General features: G+C 42.9%; 19 protein-coding genes. 8 read left to right on the top strand and 11 right to left on the bottom strand.

Features of this window, described 5'->3' with window-relative positions; genetic code table 11:
- Window positions 1-45 precede the first annotated feature (45 nt).
- The 5 genes from agaF to P3L40_RS01740 all read left to right on the top strand — a co-directional run bounded on the left by agaF (window position 46) and on the right by P3L40_RS01740 (window position 4,423).
- Window positions 46-477 carry a PTS galactosamine/N-acetylgalactosamine transporter subunit IIA gene (gene agaF, locus P3L40_RS01760; protein WP_210853512.1) on the top strand — a complete coding sequence of 144 codons (432 nt, stop codon included), beginning with the start codon at window positions 46-48 and terminating at the stop codon, window positions 475-477.
- Window positions 474-1,646, top strand: a complete 1,173-nt coding sequence (gene nagA, locus P3L40_RS01755) for an N-acetylglucosamine-6-phosphate deacetylase (protein ID WP_210853511.1) — start codon at window positions 474-476, stop codon at window positions 1,644-1,646. The genes agaF and nagA overlap by 4 nt, the downstream gene beginning before the upstream one ends.
- 37 nt (window positions 1,647-1,683) lie before the next feature.
- The gene (kduI, locus tag P3L40_RS01750; protein ID WP_004264427.1) at window positions 1,684-2,514 is read left to right on the top strand and encodes a 5-dehydro-4-deoxy-D-glucuronate isomerase; all 831 of its coding nucleotides are present in this window, start codon (window positions 1,684-1,686) and stop codon (window positions 2,512-2,514) included.
- A 68-nt stretch (window positions 2,515-2,582) separates the two neighbouring features.
- Window positions 2,583-3,338, top strand: coding sequence for a 2-dehydro-3-deoxy-D-gluconate 5-dehydrogenase KduD (gene kduD / locus P3L40_RS01745; protein ID WP_036958862.1), 756 nt, complete (start codon window positions 2,583-2,585; stop codon window positions 3,336-3,338).
- Between the two features lie 17 nt (window positions 3,339-3,355).
- Window positions 3,356-4,423 carry a glycoside hydrolase family 105 protein gene (locus P3L40_RS01740; RefSeq protein WP_210853509.1) on the top strand — a complete coding sequence of 356 codons (1,068 nt, stop codon included), beginning with the start codon at window positions 3,356-3,358 and terminating at the stop codon, window positions 4,421-4,423.
- Window positions 4,424-4,597: 174 nt separating this feature from the next.
- Here the strand turns inward: P3L40_RS01740 and P3L40_RS01735 are convergent, their stop codons facing one another.
- Both P3L40_RS01735 and P3L40_RS01730 read right to left on the bottom strand, forming a co-directional pair.
- Window positions 4,598-5,317 carry an oligogalacturonate-specific porin KdgM family protein gene (locus P3L40_RS01735; protein WP_004264412.1) on the bottom strand — a complete coding sequence of 240 codons (720 nt, stop codon included), beginning with the start codon at window positions 5,315-5,317 and terminating at the stop codon, window positions 4,598-4,600.
- Window positions 5,318-5,440: 123 nt separating this feature from the next.
- Window positions 5,441-7,000 (bottom strand): sulfatase-like hydrolase/transferase, encoded by a 1,560-nt coding sequence (locus tag P3L40_RS01730; protein WP_094962838.1) that lies wholly within the window; start codon window positions 6,998-7,000, stop codon window positions 5,441-5,443.
- Between the two features lie 890 nt (window positions 7,001-7,890).
- Here P3L40_RS01730 and pepT point away from each other — a divergent pair.
- A complete protein-coding gene (pepT, locus tag P3L40_RS01725) occupies window positions 7,891-9,144 on the top strand; it encodes a peptidase T (protein ID WP_004264401.1) in 1,254 nt (417 codons plus the stop codon).
- Window positions 9,141-10,514 carry a C4-dicarboxylate transporter DcuC gene (gene dcuC, locus P3L40_RS01720; protein WP_004264398.1) on the top strand — a complete coding sequence of 458 codons (1,374 nt, stop codon included), beginning with the start codon at window positions 9,141-9,143 and terminating at the stop codon, window positions 10,512-10,514. Before pepT ends, dcuC begins: the two co-directional genes overlap by 4 nt.
- Window positions 10,515-10,585: 71 nt before the next feature.
- Here dcuC and P3L40_RS01715 read toward each other — a convergent pair whose 3' ends face one another.
- The 9 genes from P3L40_RS01715 to secE all read right to left on the bottom strand — a co-directional run bounded on the left by P3L40_RS01715 (window position 10,586) and on the right by secE (window position 23,943).
- Window positions 10,586-11,536: a VWA domain-containing protein gene (locus P3L40_RS01715; RefSeq protein ID WP_210853507.1), complete on the bottom strand. Its 951-nt coding sequence runs from the start codon at window positions 11,534-11,536 to the stop codon at window positions 10,586-10,588.
- A 203-nt stretch (window positions 11,537-11,739) separates the two neighbouring features.
- Window positions 11,740-15,963, bottom strand: a complete 4,224-nt coding sequence (gene rpoC, locus P3L40_RS01710) for a DNA-directed RNA polymerase subunit beta' (protein WP_004264390.1) — start codon at window positions 15,961-15,963, stop codon at window positions 11,740-11,742.
- A gap of 108 nt (window positions 15,964-16,071) precedes the next feature.
- Complete coding sequence (gene rpoB / locus P3L40_RS01705) at window positions 16,072-20,100, bottom strand: DNA-directed RNA polymerase subunit beta (RefSeq protein WP_004264386.1); 4,029 nt, start codon at window positions 20,098-20,100, stop codon at window positions 16,072-16,074.
- Window positions 20,101-20,459: 359 nt separating this feature from the next.
- Window positions 20,460-20,825: a 50S ribosomal protein L7/L12 gene (gene rplL / locus P3L40_RS01700; protein WP_004264384.1), complete on the bottom strand. Its 366-nt coding sequence runs from the start codon at window positions 20,823-20,825 to the stop codon at window positions 20,460-20,462.
- A 60-nt stretch (window positions 20,826-20,885) separates the two neighbouring features.
- Window positions 20,886-21,383, bottom strand: coding sequence for a 50S ribosomal protein L10 (gene rplJ, locus P3L40_RS01695; RefSeq protein WP_004264381.1), 498 nt, complete (start codon window positions 21,381-21,383; stop codon window positions 20,886-20,888).
- A gap of 334 nt (window positions 21,384-21,717) precedes the next feature.
- Window positions 21,718-22,419, bottom strand: a complete 702-nt coding sequence (gene rplA, locus P3L40_RS01690) for a 50S ribosomal protein L1 (RefSeq protein ID WP_004264380.1) — start codon at window positions 22,417-22,419, stop codon at window positions 21,718-21,720.
- Between the two features lie 4 nt (window positions 22,420-22,423).
- Complete coding sequence (rplK, locus tag P3L40_RS01685) at window positions 22,424-22,852, bottom strand: 50S ribosomal protein L11 (protein ID WP_004264379.1); 429 nt, start codon at window positions 22,850-22,852, stop codon at window positions 22,424-22,426.
- Between the two features lie 158 nt (window positions 22,853-23,010).
- A complete protein-coding gene (nusG, locus tag P3L40_RS01680; protein ID WP_004264378.1) occupies window positions 23,011-23,556 on the bottom strand; it encodes a transcription termination/antitermination protein NusG in 546 nt (181 codons plus the stop codon).
- Window positions 23,557-23,943 carry a preprotein translocase subunit SecE gene (secE, locus tag P3L40_RS01675; protein ID WP_004264377.1) on the bottom strand — a complete coding sequence of 129 codons (387 nt, stop codon included), beginning with the start codon at window positions 23,941-23,943 and terminating at the stop codon, window positions 23,557-23,559.
- A gap of 325 nt (window positions 23,944-24,268) precedes the next feature.
- On the opposite strand from secE, the gene P3L40_RS01670 reads away from it, so the two are divergent.
- Complete coding sequence (locus tag P3L40_RS01670; RefSeq protein ID WP_036958857.1) at window positions 24,269-24,469, top strand: hypothetical protein; 201 nt, start codon at window positions 24,269-24,271, stop codon at window positions 24,467-24,469.
- Window positions 24,470-24,543 lie beyond the last annotated feature (74 nt).

The raw sequence follows: 24,543 nt of genomic DNA, 5'->3' as shown, positions 1-24,543 counted from the left end.
GTTTTTAGGTGGGTAGCTAAGTTACCCACCAGCAAGGAGTTATCAATGATTGGTTTGATTGTTTCTGGGCACATTAATTTTGCGAGCGGTATGGCTTCCGCTGTCAAAGCCATCGCAGGTGAACAGGAAAATATGGTGTTTATTGATTTTGTTGAAACCCTTTCTCCCGACGAATTGGAACAACAAATGCGAGCAGCAATGAGTGCCATGAATTGTAAACAAATACTTTTTCTCACCGACCTTCCTGGTGGAACCCCTTGTAACCGCGCTATGGCAATTATGATGGAAGATAAATCCGTTGAAGTTTTAGCTGGCGTTAATCTACCGATGATTGTCAATGCGGCATTGGAACGTGAAGGGGTTGATGCAAAAGAACTTCTTTCTATCTTACACGATATTGGCACAAGTAGTATTCAAGATCTACGTCAACAACTGGCTATGATGTCAGAGCCTGAATGTGAAGAAGATGGCCTATGAAACAGCAATATGCCATTTTAGCGGATCGTACCTTTACACCTGAGGGAATTCGCTATCAACAGTATGTTCGAGTGTGCAACGGTGTTATACAGGAAATTACGGATACCGCCCCCGAACACTGCCCAGTCATCCGTCTTGAAGGGCGCTCCTTACTACCGGGGTTTGTTGATATCCATATTCATGGTCGTGCTGGCGCAGACGTCATGGATGCAAGCCAACAAGGGTTGCAAACCATCGCTGATGCATTAGTCAAAACTGGTGTTGTGGCTTGGGTGGGAACCACCGTCACCGCACCAATGGATGATATCAAACGCGCACTCACCCAAGTGAGTGACTTTATCGCCAAGCCGCAAACATCAGGAGCCCAGTTAGTCGGCAGTTTTTTAGAAGGCCCTTACTTCACTGAACGTCATCGAGGCTCACATCCTGTTAAGTACTTAAAATCGCCGACCATTCATGAATTGGAAGACCTTGTGCAATGTGCTAATCACACACTTTTGCGAGTTGCTGTTGCACCTGAAGCAGAAGGTGCCATTGAGGCTATTGATTGGCTAGTACAACACAATATTAAGACCAGTGTTGCACATACTGCCGCTGATTTCATACAAACCAGTCTCGCATTTTCACATGGTGCAGATTGTGGCGTGCATCTTTATAACGGCATGACGGGTTTACATCATAGAGAGCCCGGTTGCTGTGGAGCAGTGTTGTACCACGATGTCCTTGCAGAGCTGATTGCCGATGGCATTCATGTTCACCCCGTCATGATGCAGCTAGCTTATCGAATGAAAGGTTATCAGCAGCTCGCTTTAATTACAGATTGTATGCGAGCTGGGGGCTTACCGGATGGCGATTATCTCCTTGGGGCACAGACGGTGAAGGTCACTCAAGGGCAAGCTCGTACAGCTGATGGCTCTCTTGCGGGTAGTACATGTAGCCTTGATAAAGCATTGCGCAACATGGTGAAACTCGCGCATGTTCCTGAATGGGAAGCCGTACAAATGGCTACTTCGGTTCCCGCTCAATACCTTGGAATCGATGACCAATTTGGTTACATCCGAGTTGGGGGTCAAGCTAATTTTGCCGTTGTTGATAACAATTTTTATCTAACAGACACATTCATCAGAGGTGAACACGTTCACTCTGTATTCGGGGATACCGACCATTAAAGTCGGTTACCTATCAGTAAATCATGAGGTATTTATAATGGAAATTCGTCAACCAATTCACAGTGAGCATGCAAAAACACTTGATACTGAAGGCTTACGCAAACAGTTCCTGATCGAGAATTTGTTCCGTGAAGGGGAAATGAATCTCACTTATAGCCATATCGACCGCATTATTGTGGGTGGCATTGTTCCAACACAAAAACCACTCGCTCTAATGGCAGGAAAAGCATTAGGCGTTGAGTTCTTTCTTGAGCGTCGTGAGCTGGGTGCAATTAATATTGGGGGCGCAGGTCAAGTTATCGTTGATGGCCAATCCTATGATATCGCACCAAAAGAAGCTATTTATATTGGTATGGGAGCCAAATCTGTCGAGTTTATCAGTACTGATACGACTACCCCTGCACGTTTTTATATGAACTGTGCACCTGCACACCATACCTACCCAACACGCAAAATTACTATCGAACAAGCTTCACCAGAAAAATTAGGTAATGTAGAGAATTGTAACGTTCGTACCATCTATAAATTCTTACACCCATCTATTTTACCAACCTGCCAATTATCAATGGGCATGACAGTACTCGAGCCCGGTAGCTTATGGAATACCATGCCATGCCATACCCATGAACGTCGCATGGAAGTGTATCTATATTTCAATATGAAAGAAGACAACGTTGTTTTCCATTATATGGGTGAGCCTTCGGAAACACGCCACATTGTTGTTCGTAATGAACAAGCCGTCATTAGCCCAAGTTGGTCTATTCACTCAGGCGTGGGAACTGCTGCTTATACATTTATTTGGGGAATGGTTGGGGAAAATCAGGTGTTCCACGATATGGATCATGTCGCCATGAAAGATCTGAAATAACCCTTTTATCTTTTTTAACATAATAAAAAACGATGTGGCAGTACTGTCACATCGTAAGTGAGGTACAGATGAACTTATTTGATTTAACAGGAAAAGTTGCGATTGTCACTGGATGTAATACCGGTTTAGGTCAAGGAATGGCAATTGGTTTAGCACAAGCAGGCGCAGATATTGTTGGAGTTGGCATCCAAGATGCTCCTGATACACGCGCTCAAGTCGAAGCTTTAGGCCGTAAGTTTCACTACATTATTATGAATTTAATGGAACAAGACGGGTTACAAACTTTGGTTGATGATGCGGTATCCGCCATGGGACATATTGATATCCTTGTCAATAATGCGGGTATTATTCGCCGTGAAGACTTATTAGAGTTTAGTGAAAAAGATTGGGACGATGTGATTAATATTAATCAAAAAACCTTATTCTTTTTATCTCAACGTGTTGCACGCCAATTCGTGAAGCAAGGTAATGGTGGGAAAATTATTAATATTGCCTCAATGCTCTCGTTCCAAGGTGGTATTCGGGTTCCATCTTACACTGCAAGTAAGTCAGCCGTCATGGGGCTCACTCGTGCTCTCGCTACCGAGCTTTCCCAATACAACATTAATGTGAATGCGATTGCCCCAGGTTACATGGCAACAGACAACACGGCAGCACTGCGCGCTGATGCAGATCGCAACGCAGCTATCTTAGAGCGCATTCCTGCGGGCCGTTGGGGAACTCCTGAGGATTTAGCAGGGCCAGCCATCTTTTTAGCCTCCAAAGCAAGTGACTATATTAATGGTTATACCATTGCTGTTGATGGTGGCTGGTTAGCTCGCTAACCCATCTGGAGAAAATAATGGAACAATCATCATTACCAAAACTATTACAACGTAATACGGTTTTAGATGATATGAAACGGGTTTACCGTTATCAATCAAAAAACCAAGTACGCAGTGTACTTCGTCGTAGTGGCAAAACCCGTTTTATTAAAGATACGGACTGGGAACGTGGTGTTCTGTGGTCTTGTGTTGCTGCTGCATGGCAAGCAACACAGGATAACGAATATCTCGCTGGTGTATTGGATTACACATTACATACTGGATTTCGTACAGGACCTAACCCACGTTTTGCCGATGACCATGTCTGTACTCAAGCCTATTTAGCTGTAAGTTCGCAATTTGATCATCCAGAAGTCCTTGAACCCACTATTAATGCATTCAACCTTATGTTAGCAGAGCCAAAACCAGGTCGAGAAGACTGGTGGTGGTGTGATGCACTCTTCATGGCTCCCCCTGCTTTTGCCGCGTTATCAGCTAAAACAAATGACAATCGCTACTTAGACTACATGCATACCGCTTATTGGGATGCGATAGAACATTTGCGTGATCCTGAAACTGGCTTAATTTATCGCGATTATCGCTACATTCCTGATGGCAAGGGTGGTGAATTACGTGAAAAAAATGGTGAAAAAGTATTTTGGAGCCGAGGTATTGGTTGGGTCATTGCGTCTATCCCACGTATTTTACAATCGTTACCTAAAGAGTTCCCTGCCCGCCAGCAATATGTAAATTTATTTACCGAGCTAATGGAAACTGTCATTCAATACCAACAAGAAGACGGTTTCTGGCGCACTAGTTTACTTGATCCCCAAAGCTTCCCTGCCCCTGAAAGTAGTGCCGCTGCATTATTTTGCTATGGATTAGCGTGGGGCTTAAACCAAGGTTTACTGGAAGAAGCACGCTACTTGCCTTTGCTCGAAAAATCATGGTGTGCACTACAAAACTGTATTCACCCCAATGGAATGCTAGGTTGGGTACAGCTTCCGGCGTTCAACCCACGAGATGTCAAATATGACCATAATATGGATTATGGAGCTGGAGCCTATTTATTAGCAGCAAGTGAAGTTATTAAACTCAAAATTTAATTCATTACAACCCGATTTACCATTGCTCAAGTTGTCATTTCATTACTTTCTTTTGGCCAATTTATTGGCCATTTTTCTTGTTTTTCAGTATTTATTCTTTTCTCTTCTTTGCAAACCGGCAATAAAAAACCCACGATCACTCGTGGGCAAATATATATTTATATGAAAATGATATTACCAAGTATATTGAATACCCACACGGAATCGTGTTTGACGGTCACTTGAAAACCTATTTTCTTTCACATTGCCCACTTCAACAAATGGGCGCCATAACGCACCATCATCTGCTTTAATATCATAACGAAGGCGAACGTTGTGTTGATAATCGAATTTTTTATCATTGTAAAGAGGTTGAGCGTTGTCAGCCATTTCCCACATTAAATCCAATTGATACTGTAAATCTAAGTTACCCCATTTGTAACCTATCCAGCTATCAAACTCTTGGATTTTAGAGTGATAATTACTGCCATTTTCTCCTACTTGACCATAATCCCACACTTTCCATTTATAACGGCCTTGTAAACGAATACCATTATCGAATGTATAATTTAAACGGACATAAGGAACATAAACTAAACCTAATTTATCGAAATCAAGAGAAGCACCGACAAGCCCCACTAAATTTGGATTCAATTTTGTATAATAAAAAGCTGAAAATTCCGAACCATCAATTTTCATTGCGTCATAAGCACCATCTTTATTTCCATAGCGTGCATCTAACTCAAATCCAATATTTTTCCCTGTATCCAAAAAAGCTTTAATTCTATCTCCGCTTTTCCCTGATGCATCTAAATATTGATGACGATATTCAATTGTTGTTTTATAGTTATTTGCGAGAGCATATTGTGATGAAATTGAAAATAACACTGCACTAGCAATAATTAATTTTTTCATTATCTTTATTCCAAAGCTGTGTACTATTTAAGCACGAGGATAGTGATTCCCTGTTTTATTAGAGAATAATATTTTCATTTTTTTAATTAATGCCACCTAGTTTATTAGGTGGCAAAAAATGATTTATTTAACTTCACAAGCTGAAACTTTTTTATTTAATTTATTTGTTGTCGCTGTAATAAACTCTGTTGGTCTCCAAGAATCACCGGTTTTTTCTAACCACGGTATAAGCTCTTCTTTAATTAATTTATCAATAATGGGTTTGTTCTCATCTGCCACATTTTTCATTTGATAAGGATCATTCACATTATCATAAAGCGTATATTTCAGTGGTTGCCCATCCTGACGGTCAATAACCAATGTATGCGTTTTCGTTCTCACGCCACGTTTACCAAACGAAGGTTCACCATACGGAATAAATAAATAAAGTTGAGAGTTAGCGACTTCCCCCTCACCAGTGACTACACGTTCAGCTAAATTACTTCCTTCAACTGAGCCAGGGATCCATTGCTCTAACCCCAATAAACCTAGAATCGTTGGGTAGATATCCGGCGCTGACATTAATGCATCATCTTGCCCTGGTTGAATTTTACCCGGTAACCGAAACATCATCGGAACACGCATCGACTCATCATAAGGGTTATTTTTTGTCGGCTGGCCATTTGCACCAAGACAACTACCATGATCAGAGAAGAAAACAACCAATGTATTATCCGCAAGCCCTTGTTTTTCAAGCTCATCAACGATGCGACCAAATTGTTCATCAACGCCGTTTACCATCGCCAGATATTCTTTGAAATATTGAGGTCCATAGCCTTCTTGGTATTCCACATCCCATTTAACATTTGGCCGAGTATTTAACTCTTGCGAGGTTTTTCCTTTATAGGCATCGAGATACTTTTGTGGAACTTGGTCATACGGTGAATGCGGAGGGTTCATAGAAACAACCAGCGCAAATGGCTTGGTATTATCACGGTACTGCCCATTTTTATTTTGTAAGAATTTTATAGCCATATCCGCTTCGTGCTCTGGTCCCCATTGGTCTACATAAATCGGTTTTTCCCGTGGTGTATTATTGGCCCAATACATCGGTTTCATATGCAGATCATATGTGCCGTAGGAGTACCAAAAATCAAAGCCATGGCGGCGGTTTGGAGCAGCCCATTCATTCCAATAACGACCTTCCATTGGGTTATTATAGCTTTCAATAAAAGGTGCATATGGCGCATCTAAATGCCATTTACCAATATACCCCGTGCTGTAATCCAATGATTTCAAAACATCAGACCAACAATTGGCATAAGGTGATAAATCAATCCCTACCTTTCCACCATAATCATGTGCGTTGCCTGTAATACCGTTACGAACAGGATATTGCCCAGTCATAAACATGCCACGAAATGGGGAACATAATGGGTAATTGGATGCCATCTGCGTCATGACTTTCGCTTGTTTGGCAAACTTATTTAAATTAGGGGTAATTGACGGATCTTCTCCCATAAATTGTAATGCGTGGGCACGCATCTCATCAGGGAATACTATCAATAAGTTAGGGGCGTTATCGGGTCGGTAAGGCTTAACATTTGAAGGTTTTCCATCATTGGCTAAAATGGGACTAGAAACCGACATTGCTGCACCGCTGGCTGCTAATCCTTTTATAAAGGTTCTGCGCGAAACAGTCATTGCTTCATCCTCTTTTGTTTACGTTTTCTTTCGTTTTTGATTAATATATATTATTTATACTTTTGCATAATATCAAAAAGTAAGTGATCGAAAATATCAAAATTCAAGTGGAGATCACAAAAAGTAATCAATTCGTAGAAAATAAGTCAATTGCCCCACAATAAAGATATGATGCAAACTTATGATAATCAAAATTAACGTGATGATTTTTAATAAAAATAAATAATTCAGAGATGCTGAGCACAGAAGTGGGATTTTGCTTGAGAATTACATATCAAATGACGAAGAAACACCTGCAATCAAATCTTCATTTGCTTTCAATGCAAAAAAGTAGAGATGATACGAAACAAGACAAAAGAAAATTTTTATCACTATACTGCAAAAAACAGTCAGTATAAAATTGATTCAATTATCTAAATGAAAGGCAAAGAAATAAAATATCAAAATATGATTTTAAGCATTCATTCCATCTAATTTTCTATTAATTTTGCTAATTAAAAATTTTTATTTCTAGGAAAAATTATCTTTTGAACATCTAACAGCAATATATATTAATTAAATTTAAGATAGGATAAGTTTAAAATAAGGTGTTAAATAAAAAACACATTACGAAAGAATATTCTTACGATTTAATATCAATAATTTAACAATATTATTTAAGACGAAAAATAAGGCAGGAGTAAAGTCGTCCATTTTAATTCATTATTCGAATAATGCTACTATTAATTATCAATTTTATATTCTCACTAACATTTCTTAGAAAAATTCAACAGGTCTGATATTCAGAATATCTTTAATTGTGATACAAGAATAATACTGTGAAATGAAATTACAGCCACAGATATAACTAATGTAAAACGCATTCTATAAGATGCTGGGGAATAAAAAGAATGAATATTGTTGAGCGGTTTATTTCTTATACCAAAATTAACACCACCACGGATAGGGAAAAGGGTGCGGCAGGAATTATGCCTTCCTCAGAAGGACAACGCGTCCTTGCGAAACAGCTGGTCCAAGAATTAGAAGCTCTGGGCGTTGAAGATATTAAGCTGCGTGACACAGCTATTGTCACCGCAACTTTGCCTTCCAATCTTGATTATGATGTCCCAACCGTCGCTTTCTTCGGCCATTTAGACACTAGCGCAGAACAAACCAATGATACTAAAGCACAAATTTTGCCATACACCGGTGAAGATTTATGCATGAATAAAGAGCTTAATATTTATCTACGTAAGAGTGAGTTCCCTGAATTAGTGAATTACATTGGTGATGACATAATTGTCACTGATGGAACTAGCCTATTAGGTGCTGACGATAAAGCGGCAATTGCCTCTATCATGGATATGCTGCAATACTTTAAGCAAAATCCAGAAATTAAGCACGGCACCATTAAAATTGGTTTCGTTCCAGATGAAGAGCAAGGCCTCCGTGGCGCAAAAGTCTTTGATGTTAAAGAGTTTGGTGCTGATTTTGCCTATACCTTGGACTGCTGCGGTATCGGTGAACTGGTGTATGAAAACTGGAACGCAGGTGATGCCGAAATCATCTTTACGGGTAAATCGGCTCATCCAATGTCCGCAAAAGGCAAACTGGTTAACTCATTATTAATGGCGCAAAAATTTATTGCCATGTTACCGGGTGGTGAAGCTCCTGAGTATACCGATGGACGCGAAGGCTATTATTGGGTGAAACAAATGTCAGGTAACAGCGCCCGTACTGTTTTAAAAATGGATGTGCGTGATTTTACCGAAGACGGCTATCGCAAACGTATGGCTTTCTTAAAACAATTAGCAGAGAGCTGCGAAAGCCTTTGGGGAAGCGAAAGTGTTGTTTGTAAGCTATCAGACCGCTACTCTAACGTTTACAATAGCCTACAAGGTGATAACCGTTACCCTATTGATATTGCCGTTGATGCCTACCAAGCTTGTGGTATCACTCCAAAAGTCATTCCTATGCGTGGGGGTTATGATGGAGCTGCATTATCGCAAAATGGATTGCCTTGCCCTAATATCTTCACAGGCGCACATAACTTCCATTCAATCTATGAATATTTACCCGTTAAATCCCTACATGCCGCCAGCGATGTATTAAAACAAGTGGTACAAATCACCGCAGAACGCTTCAAACCAGGAGCTAAAGCATGATCCCAATTCTAACGGTTCTGATTATCGTTGTTTTGGTTGCGCGATTTATTTTGAAGGGGTACAAAGCTGAGCCAGTACTATTAATCGCTGGCTTAGTATTGATGATATTCACCCTAGCCCTTGGCTGGGGTCCTATCCTCCCTAAAAATGTCGCCACCACCGGTATCACTTGGCTCGACCCATTTGAAGTCATGCGAGATTTATTCAGTAGCCGCGCAGCGGATCTCGGTTTAATGATCATGGCATTGATGGGCTTTGCGCACTATATGGACCATATCGGTGCCAATGAAGCGGTAGTACGTGTTGCAACTAAGCCACTGAAAAATATGCGTTCACCTTATGTACTGCTATTTTTCTCTTTCTTGCTGGCGAGTATCTTGCAGTTAGCTATCCCATCAGCAACAGGCTTAGCCGTATTATTAATGGGAACCATGTTCCCAATTATGATTGGTTTGGGATTATCACCTGCTTCTGCGGCTGGGGTTATCGCAACTTCTCTTGGGGTGGCTTATACACCAACCGCGATTGATGCCATTCGTGGTGCGAAAGCGGTCGATATGTCTGTCGTTGAGTATGTGCTTTACTATCAAGGGCCAGCGGCATTAGCCACTGTATTGGTCGTCGGTATTACCCATATTTTCTGGCAACGTCACTGTGACCGAAAACAAGGTTTCGTACCTGAAATTGGTAAAGCCGTTCAGTCACATGAAAAAGAAGAAATTACTAAGTCAGTTCCTGGATATTATGCACTTCTTCCTATGCTCCCCATTATTATGGCGGTGGGAACGTCCAATTTGTTCTTTTCCGGTATTCACTTAGATGTTGTGACTATCGTGCTGATTGCGATGGCAATTTGCATGGTGATTGAAACACTTCGCGTACGTAATTTTAAAGCGGTTTGTAATGGCTTCCAAACATTTCTAAATGGTATGGGTCATGCATTCAGTAATGTAGTTGGCTTATTGGTTGCCGCTGGAGTGTTCGCTCATGGTATTAAAGTCAGTGGAGCAATTGACCAACTGATTTTAGGTGCTGAATCCGTCGGCTTGCCACCATTTGCCATGGCGATTGTGTTCGCTCTCGTCACACTTGCCGCTGCTATTATTATGGGTTCAGGTAATGCGCCATTCCTCGCGTTCGTTGAGTTAATCCCACAAATTGCACATAGTATGGGCGTTAACCCTATTGCAATGATTTTACCAATGCAACAAGCCTCACACATGGGCCGAGGTATGTCCCCAGTCGCGGGGGTAATCATTGCCGTATCCAGTGGTGCAAAACTGCAGCCATTTGATGTGGTAAAACGAACCGCCGTGCCGCTGATGGTAGGTTTTGTGGCTCACTGTGCGATCATTGGTATTTTTTACTAATTACTATATTTATCATTCACATAATTAAAGCGGGAAATATTCCCGCTTTTACTTTTTCTAGCTAACCAATTCTAATGTTTACACTGACAATCTGAGTGGTCATCATGCTTGGGATCAGGGCAGCAAGAATCTATGGTCTTTTTTATAATATCAGACAATGTATTCACAGTATTTATAATGAGTGGCAAGTTTTCACAGACAGAATCACACTCTGAAAGCCTTCGATCTGGTTTGGCTGGTGGTATTAAGCTATCACATAATATTTCCTGTAAAACCAACGAGAAATTTGCAATCCCTGTGGTGTAAATGTACGCACGTCCGTCGGTTTCTTTGGCTAGTCGTTCATACTCCCTCGTCACGTTATCTCTATCAGCAAGAGTCGGAAAACGATCTAGATTTGTTGGGCTATCATCCGGTGTACCTTGGTAGGTATACACCTTAATTCCTCTTTCTTGAGCGACAGATATGGCTTCATTATTTTTTGCAATCGCAGCACGAGTAAGAATTCCACCGCCACCTTCCATCCCTTCATCACCCAGCACAAAAATAGCCCTACGCGCATCATCTCGCCAATCAAAGTGTTTACTAATATCAATAACCGCACGACATAAATCTTCTTTATTTCCAGCATGATCTCGCCCATCGGATTCTTTAAACGGTAATCTTGCTTGCAGATCTCTTTCGTTCGCACCGATCTTAATTAAATATTCACTGGCAGATTGATCAAACTTCGTATTTGCCCAAGTCCCTTCGATACCTAAAAATGTCGCCCGAAGGTGAGATGGACACTTTGCTGATGCCGACTCAATCGTCGCATCAATCTGTTTACTTAAATCCCCTGCTTCATCAGACATTGAGCCACTAGTATCAATAACAACAACTAAATCTAATGCAATTTGCCCATTTCCCGTCACTATCTGAGATGTATTTATGGCCCCTAATGAGTCTGATAATATTCCATGATAAGCCGAGAGATTAGCTTGATTCACATCAACCTGTTCATTTGTCTTTTTTTTATCCATCGCATATTCCTATTAAATAATTTAAAAATAATTTTTATTACCGTTTATTTTTAGCCAAGCAATTTATTATTCATTTTTTTTACTGCTGGATATATTTTAAAAATAGAAATACGCGTTACATATTCAGATAAACCTAAGACATAAAAAAAGCCAGTACCTTTCGGCACTGGCTTTTGTCAGGCGTTTTACAGTGAAATCAGAAATTAGTTCTGGTTGTCACTGCTAAAACCTGCATTTAACAGCTCTGCTAAGTTTGCTGTTGCTTCGTCTGCACTGACTTGTGGTGCATCCACAACGTCGTTCAGATGACGGCGGCGGATACGGTCTTGGTGATACGCAAAACCAGTACCTGCTGGGATCAGGCGTCCAACAATTACGTTTTCTTTCAGACCACGTAATTCGTCACGTTTACCCGCAACTGCAGCTTCAGTCAGTACGCGTGTCGTTTCTTGGAACGATGCTGCTGAGATAAAGGATTCTGTTGCCAGAGATGCCTTAGTAATACCCAACAGGTCACGAGCAAAGTTCGCTGGAATTTTGCCTTCTTGTTCCAGTTTACGGTTAGAAACTTTAACACGTGAGTACTCGACTTGTTCACCTTCGAGGAATTCAGAACTTCCTGCATCCGCGATAGTCACTTTACGCAGCATCTGACGAACGATAACTTCAATGTGTTTATCGTTAATCTTAACGCCTTGTAAGCGGTAAACTTCCTGAACCTCATTAGTGATATAACGCGTAACAGCATGGACACCACGCAGACGCAGAATATCGTGTGGAGATTCTGGACCATCGGAAACCACGTCACCACGTTCAACGATCTCACCTTCGAACACGTTGAGTTGACGCCATTTAGGGATCATCTCTTCGTACGGATCGCTACCATCTAATGGTGTGATAACCAGACGACGTTTCCCTTTGGTTTCTTTACCAAACGAGATAATACCGCTGATTTCAGCCAAGATTGCAGGCTCTTTCGGACGACGTGCTTCGAACAAGTCAGCTACGCGTGGTAGACCACCCGTGATATCTTTAGTACCCACAGATTCTTGTGGAATACGCGCTAAGGTATCACCGACGTTGATTGCGATGCCATCATCTAACTGAACAATTGCTTTACCCGGTAAGAAGTACTGAGCAGGCATGTCCGTGTTAGGAATAAGAACATCGTTACCATTTGCGTCAATAACACGTAGTGCAGGACGCAGGTCTTTACCACCACTGGTACGTTCCGCAGTATCCAGAACAACGATTGAAGACAGACCGGTTAATTCGTCAGTCTGACGCGTCATTGTTTGGCCATCAAGCATGTCAGAGAAGCTGATAATACCCGATACTTCACTGACAACTGGCATTGTATGTGGATCCCAGTTCGCAACAGTTTCACCGCCCGTTACTGCATCGCCATCGCCTTTCGTCAAGTGCGCACCGTAAGGGACTTTATAGCTTTCTTTCGTACGACCGAATTCATCAATCAGACGCAGTTCTGTATTACGTGAAGTAATAACCAGTTTGCCTTCTGAGTTCGTAACGAATTTAGCGTTAACCAGTTTCAGGGTACCTGTGTTACGGACTTGAATGCTAGATTCTGCCGCCGCACGAGATGCCGCACCCCCGATGTGGAACGTACGCATCGTTAACTGTGTACCCGGCTCACCGATTGACTGTGCCGCGATAACCCCGATAGCTTCACCTTTATTGATGATATGACCACGAGCAAGGTCACGACCATAACAGTGAGCACACACACCGAAGTCAGTTTCACAACTTACAACTGAACGAACTTTAACGCTGTCGACTGAGTTAGCTTCTAACAGGTCACACAGTTTTTCGTGCAGTAATGTATTACGTGGAACCAGAATGTCTGCCGTTCCTGGGATCAGGATATCTTCTGCAGTCACACGACCCAATACACGCTCACGCAGTGGTTCTTTAACGTCGCCACCCTCGATAACCGGAGTCATCAGGATACCTTCATGAGTTCCACAGTCGTCTTCAGTCACAACCAAGTCCTGTGCAACGTCAACTAAACGACGAGTCAGATAACCGGAGTTCGCTGTTTTCAATGCGGTATCGGCAAGACCTTTACGCGCACCGTGCGTAGAGATAAAGTACTGAAGAACGTTCAGACCTTCACGGAAGTTTGCCGTGATTGGTGTTTCGATGATGGAGCCATCTGGCTTAGCCATCAGACCACGCATACCTGCTAGCTGACGAATCTGAGCTGCAGAACCACGAGCACCGGAGTCGGCCATCATAAAGATACTGTTGAAAGAAACTTGTTGTTCTTCGACGCCATCACGGTTAATAACCGCTTCAGTCGACAAGTTTTCCATCATCGCTTTAGCAACACGTTCGTTTGCTGCTGCCCAGATATCGATAACTTTGTTGTAACGTTCGCCTGCTGTTACCAGACCAGACTGGAACTGTTCCTGAATTTCTGCAACTTCAGCTTCTGCTTCGGCGATGATCCCAGCTTTTTTCTCTGGAATAACCATATCGTCGATACCAACTGATGCACCAGAACGTGCCGCATAGGCAAAACCGGTATACATGATTTGGTCAGCAAAAATAACAGTAGGCTTCAGGCCCAGAACACGGTAACAGGTGTTCAGCATTTTGGAGATAGCTTTCTTACCTAACGCTTGGTTTACCAGAGCATAAGGCAGACCTTTCGGTACGATCATCCATAAAATTGCACGACCAACAGTGGTGTCAACTAAACCAGTGTTGATTGTAATGTTACCTTCCGAATCTTTTACTTCTTCAGTGATACGGACTTTAACGCGGGCATGCAGTGACGCATGACCTGAACGGTAAACACGCTCAGCTTCTTTAGGACCGGCTAATACCATGCCCTCGCCTTTCGCGTTTACGCAGTCACGTGTCATGTAGTAAAGACCCAATACAACGTCCTGAGAAGGAACGATGATCGGCTCACCACTTGCAGGTGACAGGATGTTGTTAGTCGACATCATCAACGCACGTGCTTCTAACTGAGCTTCCAGAGTCAGAGGAACGTGTACCGCCATTTGGTCTCCATCGAAGTCGGCGTTATATGCCGCACAAACGAGTGGGTGCAATTGGATAGCTTTACCTTCGATAAGAATAGGTTCGAAAGCTTGGATACCCAGACGGTGAAGTGTTGGTGCACGGTTCAGCATGACCGGGTGTTCACGGATGACTTCATCCAAGATATCCCAAACAACCGCTTCTTCGCGCTCAACCATTTTCTTCGCAGCTTTAATGGTTGTTGCCAGACCACGTAATTCTAATTTGCCATAGATAAATGGTTTGAATAACTCAAGAGCCATTTTCTTAGGCAGACCGCACTGATGCAGACGCAGGTATGGACCTACGGTGATAACAGAACGACCTGAGTAGTCAACACGCTTACCAAGTAAGTTCTGACGGAAACGACCTTGTTTACCTTTGATCATATCAGCCAAAGATTTCAGAGGACGTTTGTTAGAACCAGTGATTGCGCGACCACGACGACCGTTATCTAACAGGGCGTCAACCGCTTCTTGCAGCATACGTTTTTCGTTACGTACGATGATGTCTGGCGCAGCCAGATCCAGAAGACGTTTCAGACGGTTATTACGGTTGATTACGCGACGATACAGATCGTTCAGATCTGATGTTGCGAAACGACCACCATCCAGTGGAACTAATGGACGCAGATCCGGTGGTAATACTGGTAATACGTTTAAGATCATCCACTCTGGTTTGTTACCAGATTGAATGAATGCTTCCAGCAGTTTGATACGCTTGGTCAGCTTCTTACGCTTAGTTTCAGAGTTAGTTTCATTTAACTCTTCGCGCAGCGTTTCACACTCGTTCTCAAGATCGAGGTTTTTCAGCAGGCCTTGGATTGCTTCCGCACCCATTTTCGCATCAAATTCGTCACCGAACTCTTCCAACGCATCTAAATATTGCTCTTCTGTCAGAATCTGTGCACGCTCAAGGCTAGTCATACCGCCTTCAACAACTACATATGATTCAAAGTACAGAACGCGTTCAATATCACGCAGTGGCATATCGAGCAGCAAACCGATACGGGATGGCAGTGATTTTAAGAACCAAATGTGTGCAGTCGGAGATGCAAGTTCAATGTGACCCATGCGCTCACGACGGACTTTGGTCTGTGTAACTTCTACGCCACACTTCTCACAAATCACACCGCGGTGTTTTAAACGTTTGTACTTACCGCACAGACATTCATAGTCTTTTACTGGCCCGAAAATACGCGCACAGAAAAGACCGTCACGCTCAGGTTTGAACGTACGGTAGTTAATGGTTTCTGGCTTTTTAACTTCACCGAATGACCATGAACGGATCATATCAGGTGATGCCAGAGCAATCTTGATAGCATCAAACTCTTCGGTCTTGGTTTGCGCTTTCAGAAACTTTATTAAGTCTTTCACAAAATGCTCCTGTCGGAGTTAGACCTGTCAGGTGAGTGTTCAAAGACACTCTCCCCAAATCCCAGTGCTTACATGTGCCGGAAAGCAAGCTTTCCGGCATAAAACGAATTACTCGTCTTCCAGCTCGATGTTAATACCCAGTGAACGGATTTCTTTCAGCAATACGTTGAAAGATTCCGGCATACCAGGTTCCATCTGATGGCTACCATCGACGATGTTTTTATACATCTTCGTACGGCCGTTAACGTCATCCGATTTAACTGTAAGCATTTCTTGAAGAGTATAGGCTGCACCGTATGCTTCCAGTGCCCACACTTCCATCTCCCCGAAACGCTGACCACCGAACTGCGCTTTACCACCCAGCGGTTGCTGAGTAACCAAGCTGTAAGAACCTGTTGAACGGGCGTGCATCTTATCGTCAACCAAGTGGTTCAGTTTCAGCATGTACATGTAGCCGACAGTAACTTGACGCTCAAAACGCTCGCCAGTACGACCATCGAATAATGTAATCTGACCTGAAGTCGGCAGACCGCCCAGTTTCAGCAGTTCTTTGATTTCTTTCTCTTTCGCACCATCAAATACTGGTGTTGCAATTGGCATACCTTTTTTCAGGTTCTCAGCCAAACGCATAACTTCTTCGTCAGTGAAAGTGTTCAAATCAACTTTCTGGCGTGGATCATCACCTAAATCGTATGCTTTTTGGATAAACTCACGCAGTTTGGCAACTTCTTCTTGCTGTTTAAGCATAGCATTGATTTTCTCACCAATACCTTTCGCTGCCATCCCTAAGTGGGTTTCCAAAATCTGACCGATGTTCATACGTGATGGTACGCCCAGCGGGTTCAGAACGATATCAACTGGGTTACCGTTTTCATCGTAAGGCATGTCTTCAACTGGGTTGATTTTTGAGATAACACCTTTGTTACCATGGCGACCCGCCATTTTATCACCCGGTTGGATCTGACGTTTAACAGCCAGATAAACCTTAACAATTTTCAGTACACCCGGTGCTAAGTCATCACCTTGAGTAATTTTACGACGTTTTGCATCGAGTTTTTTCTCGAACTCAGATTTCAGTTCGTCATACTGTTCAGCTAATTGCTCTAACTGGTTTTGCTTCTCTTCGTCTGCTAAAGATAACTCTAACCAACGGTCGCGAGGCAGTTTGTCCAGTTTTTCAGCTTCAATTCCGCCGTTAACCAGTACAGAACGGATACGTGCAAACAGGCCAGCTTCGAAAATACGCAGCTCTTCTGTTAAGTCTTTCTTCGCATCACGTAACTGAGTTTCTTCGATCTCTAATGCACGTTTGTCTTTCTCTACACCGTCACGGGTAAATACTTGTACGTCAATAACCGTACCAGATACACCGTTAGGAACACGTAAAGAAGAGTCTTTAACGTCTGATGCTTTTTCACCGAAGATAGCACGTAACAGTTTCTCTTCTGGAGTCAGTTGAGTTTCACCTTTAGGTGTTACTTTACCAACCAGAATGTCGCCGCCTTTCACTTCCGCACCAATATACACGATACCGGATTCGTCAAGTTTAGACAGAGCAGCTTCACCGACGTTTGGAATATCTGCAGTGATTTCTTCAGGCCCTAGTTTAGTGTCACGAGACACACAAGAGAGCTCTTGAATATGAATAGTTGTAAAACGGTCTTCTTGAACAACACGCTCAGAAACTAAGATGGAGTCTTCGAAGTTATAACCATTCCATGGCATGAATGCCACGCGCATGTTTTGACCAAGTGCTAATTCGCCGAGGTCTGTTGAAGGACCATCCGCTAACACGTCACCACGTTCAACAGGTTCACCTAAAGATACACAAGGCATCTGGCTAATACAGGTGTTCTGGTTAGAACGGGTATATTTAGTCAGGTTATAAATATCGATTCCAGCTTCGCCTGGGTACATCTCATCTTCGTTAACTTTGATAACGATACGAGAAGCATCAACGTACTGAACCGAACCACCACGTCTTGCAACAGCAGTAACACCAGAGTCAACCGCTACTGCACGTTCCATACCTGTACCAACTAATGGTTTGTCGGCACGTAAAGTAGGAACCGCTTGACGTTGCATGTTCGCACCCATCAATGCACGGTTGGCGTCATCGTGTTCAAGGAATGGGATCAGTGACGCACCAACAGAAACAACCTGTTGAGTCGAAACGTCCATATATTCAACCTGTTCACGGCTGAATAAGCTTGATTCACCTTTGTTACGGCAAGTAATCAGTTCTTCAACAAAGCTACCATCATCACCTAAAACGGTGTTTGCCTGAGCAATGATGAAGTTACCTTCTTCAATTGCAGACAAATAATGGATTTCGTCTGTTACTAAGCCATCGCGGACTAAACGGTATGGGGTTTCTAAGAAACCGTACTCATTGGTCTGTGCATAAACAGATAATGAGTTGATCAGACCGATGTTTGGACCTTCAGGCGTTTCGATTGGACAAACGCGACCGTAGTGAGTTGGGTGAACGTCACGTACTTCGAAGCCCGCACGCTCACGAGTCAGACCACCTGGGCCTAACGCAGAGATACGACGCTTGTGCGTAATTTCAGACAGCGGGTTGTTCTGGTCCATAAATTGGGACAGCTGGCTGGAACCAAAGAACTCTTTAACTGCGGCTGAAATTGGTTTCGCGTTGATCATATCTTGTGGCATTAATGCATCGAGGTCGCCCAGAGAAAGACGCTCTTTCACTGCACGCTCAACACGAACCAGACCGACACGGAATTGGTTCTCTGCCATTTCACCAACGGAACGAATACGACGGTTACCTAAGTGGTCGATATCATCCACTTCGCCTTTACCGTTACGGATATCGATGAGTTTACGCATAACATCAATGATGTCTTCTTCACTCAGGATACCTGAACCTTCGATTTCTTCACGGTTCAGTGAACGGTTGAACTTCATGCGACCTACTGCAGACAAGTCGTAACGATCTTCAGAGAAGAATAAGTTATCAAACAGGTTTTCAGCGGCTTCACGGGTTGGTGGCTCACCAGGACGCATCATGCGGTAGATTTCTACCAATGCACTCAGACGATCGTTAGTTGGGTCGACACGAACGGTTTCAGAAATGTAAGCACCGTGGTCTAAGTCATTGGTAAACAATGTTTCGATTGTTTTATGACCAGACTGGCTCAGACGTGCCAACATATCTAAAGAAAGTTCCATGTTCGCTGCACAAATCAGCTCACCGGTACTTTCATCAATATAGTCTCTAGCAACGACTTTACCTGCGATATATTCAACAGGAACTTCGATGCTATTCACTTCTTCTTTTTCTAACTGACGAATGTGACGTGCAGTGATACGGCGGCCTTTTTCTACATAGACTTTACCGTTCGCTTCGATATCAAATGAAGCTGTCTCACCACGTAAACGCTCAGGAACCAGCGTCATCATCAGTTTATTATCACGGATTTGGAATACAGTTTTTTCGAAGAACAGATTTAAGATTTCTTCGGTATTGTAATCCATTGCACGCAGAATAATGGTCGCAGGTAATTTACGGCGACGGTCAATACGTACAAACAGGTTATCTTTCGGGTCAAATTCGAAATCAAGCCATGAACCACGGTAAGGGATAATACGTGCGTTATATAGCACTTTACCTGAAGAGTGTGTTTTACCTTTATCGCTGTCGAAGAATACACCAGGACTACGGTGTAACTGAGAAACGATAACACGCTCAGTACCGTTGATAACGAAAGTTCCGTTTTCAGTCATGAGTGGAATTTCACCCATGTAGACTTCTTGTTCTTTGATGTCTTTAACAGTTCCTTCCGGTGCTTCACGCTCATAAACGATGAGACGCAATTTCACACGTAAAGGCGCAGAGTAAGTTACACCGCGAATTTGACATTCTTTAACATCAAAAACAGGCTCGCCTAAACGATAGCTGACATATTGTAATTCAGCATTACCGCTGTAGCTCTGAATTGGAAACACAGAACGGAAAGCTGCTTCCAGCCCATTCTGGCCATCTGGATCTTGCTCGATAAACTTCTGGAACGAGTCAAGTTGGATAGAAAGGAGATAAGGTATGTCCAAAACTTGTGGACGCTTACCAAAGTCCTTACGGATACGTTTTTTCTCGGTATAGGAGTAAACCATAGGTTTCCTCAGCTCGTTGATCAGTGACCCAAGTGGTTAGCTCTTAGTATAAGAGACTGAACCGCAACGCGTTTTTTTATAAGAAACGGAAAATGAATACTTTCCTTAATACTCATTGCTATTACTCTTAAATCATTTCATTGCGTTGCCATTGCTACCGAGCTACCCGAGCGGGTCGTAGCGAAGAACACAGTATATTAAGTCGTCAATAGAAAGAAGTATTGGAGGGTTGTTGTTAACATTAAAACTGCGTGAAAAGCTGTTAACACCCATCACGCTTTACAGCGCAAAAAGGCTGGTGATTAAAAAATCACCAGCCGTCAGCCTAATTAGATTAGGCTGCGTTCTTGCAATTGAACTTATTTAAGTTCAACAGAAGCGCCTGCTTCTTCAAGAGATTTTTTCAGAGCTTCAGCTTCGTCTTTGCTCGCGCCTTCTTTGATGGTCGCTGGAGCAGACTCTACCATATCTTTAGCTTCTTTCAGGCCAAGACCGGTTGCGCCACGAACTGCTTTGATAACTGCAACTTTGTTACCGCCAACAGCTGACAGTACAACGTCGAATTCAGTTTTTTCTTCAGCAGCTTCAGCTGGGCCCGCAGCAACAGCAACAGCTGCAGCAGCAGAAACGCCGAATTTTTCTTCCATCATAGTAATCAGTTCAACAACGTCCATTACAGACATTTCTGCAACTGCATCAAGGATTTGGTCTTTAGTGATAGACATAACAAGTGTTCCTAAAATTCAGAAATAGTTTATACGTTAAAAAGCAACGAAGGAAAGGGCTTATGCAGCTTCTTTCTGATCGCGCAGAGCAGCCAGAGTACGAACCAATTTGCCGGCAGCGGCTTCTTTCATGGTTGACATCAGGCGTGCGATTGCTTCATCGTAAGTTGGGAGAGTTGCCAGACGATCGATATCTTTCGCTTGGATTAACTCACCTTCAAAGGCCGCAGCTTTAATCTCAAATGCTGGATTCGCTTTCGCGAACTCTTTGAACAGACGAGCGCCAGCGCCCGGGTGTTCGTTAGAGAAAGCAATTAAGGTTGGACCGACAAACACGTCTTTCAGTACATCGTAAGAAGTACCTTCAACAGCACGACGGATCAGTGTGTTACGAACAACACGGATATAAACGCCTGCTTCGCGACCTGCTTTACGCAGTTCAGTCATTTTTGCTACAGTTACGCCGCGTGAATCAGCAACAACTGCAGAAAGCGCGCCTTTGGCTACTTCGCTGACTTCAGCAACAATCGCTTGTTTGTCTTGAAGATTTAGTGCCATTAGCTTCTTGCTCCTGGATTAACCGGGAAAACCCGGGACTCACATCACTCAAACACAACATTATGTAAGAGCGCTAAAACACGGTGAGCAGAATAGAATCCAGAATTAAATTCTAGGTATCTCTGTCACCGTCTACGCAGGTAAATTAAGTAGCTATTATAACTAATAAACCACACCTGCGGTCTTGGACGGGGTCTGGAAAGGCCAGACTCCATACCGAAATTCGTGGTTTGTTGGATACATTTTGTGTACCCAACAAACTCAAGGCGTCAAATTTTATACAAATTTGACGCAAAGGTAAAGCCTAATTACCAATTAGCCGAAGCTATGGCAATTAAACTGTCGCTGACAAACCAGCTTGGTCAACAGCAACACCTGCACCCATAGTGGTGGACAGGCTAACTTTCTTGATGAAAACACCTTTAGCAGAAGCTGGTTTTGCTTTTTTCAGCGCGATCAGCAGTGCTTCTAAGTTTTCTTTCAGTTTGTTAGCGTCGAAATCAACTTTACCGATAGTGGTGTGGATGATTCCGTTTTTGTCATTACGGTAACGAACCTGACCTGCTTTAGCATTGTTAACTGCTTCAGCAACGTTTGGAGTTACAGTACCAACTTTCGGGTTTGGCATCAGACCACGTGGGCCTAAAACTTGACCTAATTGGCCAACAACGCGCATTGCATCTGGAGAAGCAATAACAACGTCAAAGTCCATTTCACCAGCTTTGATTTTATCAGCCAGATCTTCCATACCTACCAGTTCAGCACCTGCAGCTTTAGCAGCTTCAGCGTTTGCGCCTTGTGCGAACACAGCAACGCGAACTGAACGGCCAGTACCGTGTGGCAGCACAGTTGCACCGCGAACGTTTTGGTCAGATTTACGAGCATCGATGCCCAGGTTGATAGCTACGTCAACGCTTTCTACGAATTTAGCAGTTGCTAATTCTTTCAGCAGTGCAACGGCTTCATTGATGTCATACTGTTTAGTTGCATCAACTTTTTCACGGATATTGCGCATGCGCTTAGTCAGTTTAGCCATTGTCTTAGTCCTCCACTACCAGGCCCATGGAACGAGCAGTACCTTCAATTGAACGCATCATTGCGTCAACATCAGCACCAGTCATGTCCGCAGCTTTAGTTTCAGCGATTTCGCGAATCTGAGCAGAGGTCACTTTACCAACTTTGTCTTTGTTCGGCTTACCTGAACCAGACTTAACGCCAGCTGCTTTTTTCAGCAGAACTGCTGCAGGTGGAGTTTTGGTAACGAAAGTGAAAGAACGGTCTGCGTAAACAGTAATAACAACAGGAATTGGTAAACCTTTTTCCAGGCTGTCTGTTTTTGCGTTGAACGCTTTACAGAATTCCATGATGTTAACACCTTGTTGACCCAGTGCTGGACCAACCGGTGGACTTGGGTTCGCCATACCAGCTGCAACTTGCAGCTTAACGTAGGCTTGAACTTTCTTAGCCATGATATTTCCTCTAGATGGGTGATAGCGCCTTACGGTTTGCAAGGCTCCCCGTTACATTAAACATGCCCCGCACATTAATTTGCGCCGAACATAAAAACAAAAGGCGCGAAATTGTAGTCAAATTTCACGCCTTTTGCAAGTCAGTTTTGTCGTTTAGATTAGGCTTTTTCTACCTGACCAAAATCCAATTCGACTGGAGTTGCACGACCGAAGATAGAAACAGAGACTTTCAAGCGGCTCTTTTCATAATCAATTTCTTCAACCACACCGTTAAAGTCAGCAAACGGACCTTCGCTAACACGAACCATTTCACCCGGTTCAAACAGTGTTTTCGGACGTGGTTTATCACCAACTTGTTGTAAGCGGTTCATGATAGCATCAACTTCTTTATCGCTAATTGGCGCTGGACGATCTGACGTCCCGCCAATGAACCCCATTACACGCGGTACACTACGCACTAAGTGCCAAGAGTCATCATTCATGACCATTTGGACTAAGACATAGCCTGGGAAGAATTTACGTTCACTCTTACGGCGCTGACCGCTACGGATTTCAACAACTTCTTCTGTTGGAACCATAACTTCGCCAAAAGAATCTTCCATAGCATGTAATTTGATATGTTCACGTAAAGATTGTGCTACGCGACCTTCAAAACCAGAGAATGCCTGAATGACATACCAGCGCTTTTTAGGTGAATCGGACATTTAGAATAACCTCAGGCTTGTAATAAATGAAACTAAACGCACCAGGATACCATCTAGTCCCCACAGTATTAATGACATTACAGCCGTTACTGCAGCAACAATTAAAGTAGTTTGTAATGTTTCCTGGCGAGTAGGCCAAATGACTTTTCTCATCTCGACGCGGGCTTCGCGTGCAAACGCCAGTGTTGCTTTACCTTTTGTGGTCCATAAAGCGACAGCACCTGCAATAGCGACAACAGCCACAACTGCAAAAGCACGCAGCGCGAGATTATATTGACGGAAGTAATAATTACCAACAATAGCAATTATTAATAAGGCACAGACAATGATCCACTTGAAGATGTCTGCACTGCGTCCACTTCCTTGAGCTTCGCTATTCGCACTCATAATTCAACCTGTTACCATGAAGTATGTACAAAGCTTGCTTGTTTACAAAGGTAAGCCAACCAAGCCAAACCAATAGAATATGCCAACATATCCCTCAATTACTACAAACTAAGCCTGCAAAAATTTGATAGGGATATCAATAGCATCACCTGCGATCTAAAAAGTAATTAGCCTTGTTAATGGAGGTAATTAGCGTTATTCGTTCTGCAAAAATAACAAGTTGCAGTAACATTTTATTTCGCAAGTACTACGTGTACGTCAGTACTATCACTTTACAAGTGCTACCCATTTCACAAGTGCTATTCCATTTTGCAGGAATTTCAGCATGCCCAGTAAATTTTTTAACTACACCAATCAAGAAAGTGACTTTCTTTTTGTGGCAGCAGTAAAATATACCATATCTTCCGAGCAAAACCTTAATAAATCTCATATAACTGCGCAAAGTAGCCCGCACAGTTATCAATTCGTTGTTTCAGAGCCTATCTCACCAATAATTATACAAATGATTGATGAGATAGGTTCTTAATTTTGCAACGTCTGAATTTTGCAACGTATAAAAAGGACGTCTATTAGACGCCCTTTTTTACTAAGTGGTTCTTT

The organism is Providencia sp. PROV040, assembly GCF_032706145.1.
Classification (GTDB): Bacteria; Pseudomonadota; Gammaproteobacteria; order Enterobacterales; family Enterobacteriaceae; genus Providencia; species Providencia hangzhouensis.
This window is presented reverse-complemented; position numbering and strand designations above follow the sequence as displayed.

What these genes read in the sequence shown, in the direction of transcription:
- agaF (WP_210853512.1), top strand. Translation starts at nt 46, where the DNA reads ATGATTGGTTTGATTGTTTCTGGGCACATTAATTTTGCGAGCGGTATG.
- nagA (WP_210853511.1), top strand. Translation starts at nt 474, where the DNA reads ATGAAACAGCAATATGCCATTTTAGCGGATCGTACCTTTACACCTGAG.
- kduI (WP_004264427.1), top strand. Translation starts at nt 1,684, where the DNA reads ATGGAAATTCGTCAACCAATTCACAGTGAGCATGCAAAAACACTTGAT.
- kduD (WP_036958862.1), top strand. Translation starts at nt 2,583, where the DNA reads ATGAACTTATTTGATTTAACAGGAAAAGTTGCGATTGTCACTGGATGT.
- P3L40_RS01740 (WP_210853509.1), top strand. Translation starts at nt 3,356, where the DNA reads ATGGAACAATCATCATTACCAAAACTATTACAACGTAATACGGTTTTA.
- P3L40_RS01735 (WP_004264412.1), bottom strand. Translation starts at nt 5,317, where the DNA reads ATGAAAAAATTAATTATTGCTAGTGCAGTGTTATTTTCAATTTCATCA.
- P3L40_RS01730 (WP_094962838.1), bottom strand. Translation starts at nt 7,000, where the DNA reads ATGACTGTTTCGCGCAGAACCTTTATAAAAGGATTAGCAGCCAGCGGT.
- pepT (WP_004264401.1), top strand. Translation starts at nt 7,891, where the DNA reads ATGAATATTGTTGAGCGGTTTATTTCTTATACCAAAATTAACACCACC.
- dcuC (WP_004264398.1), top strand. Translation starts at nt 9,141, where the DNA reads ATGATCCCAATTCTAACGGTTCTGATTATCGTTGTTTTGGTTGCGCGA.
- P3L40_RS01715 (WP_210853507.1), bottom strand. Translation starts at nt 11,536, where the DNA reads ATGGATAAAAAAAAGACAAATGAACAGGTTGATGTGAATCAAGCTAAT.
- rpoB (WP_004264386.1), bottom strand. Translation starts at nt 20,100, where the DNA reads ATGGTTTACTCCTATACCGAGAAAAAACGTATCCGTAAGGACTTTGGT.
- rplL (WP_004264384.1), bottom strand. Translation starts at nt 20,825, where the DNA reads ATGTCTATCACTAAAGACCAAATCCTTGATGCAGTTGCAGAAATGTCT.
- rplJ (WP_004264381.1), bottom strand. Translation starts at nt 21,383, where the DNA reads ATGGCACTAAATCTTCAAGACAAACAAGCGATTGTTGCTGAAGTCAGC.
- rplA (WP_004264380.1), bottom strand. Translation starts at nt 22,419, where the DNA reads ATGGCTAAACTGACTAAGCGCATGCGCAATATCCGTGAAAAAGTTGAT.
- rplK (WP_004264379.1), bottom strand. Translation starts at nt 22,852, where the DNA reads ATGGCTAAGAAAGTTCAAGCCTACGTTAAGCTGCAAGTTGCAGCTGGT.
- nusG (WP_004264378.1), bottom strand. Translation starts at nt 23,556, where the DNA reads ATGTCCGATTCACCTAAAAAGCGCTGGTATGTCATTCAGGCATTCTCT.
- secE (WP_004264377.1), bottom strand. Translation starts at nt 23,943, where the DNA reads ATGAGTGCGAATAGCGAAGCTCAAGGAAGTGGACGCAGTGCAGACATC.
- P3L40_RS01670 (WP_036958857.1), top strand. Translation starts at nt 24,269, where the DNA reads ATGCCCAGTAAATTTTTTAACTACACCAATCAAGAAAGTGACTTTCTT.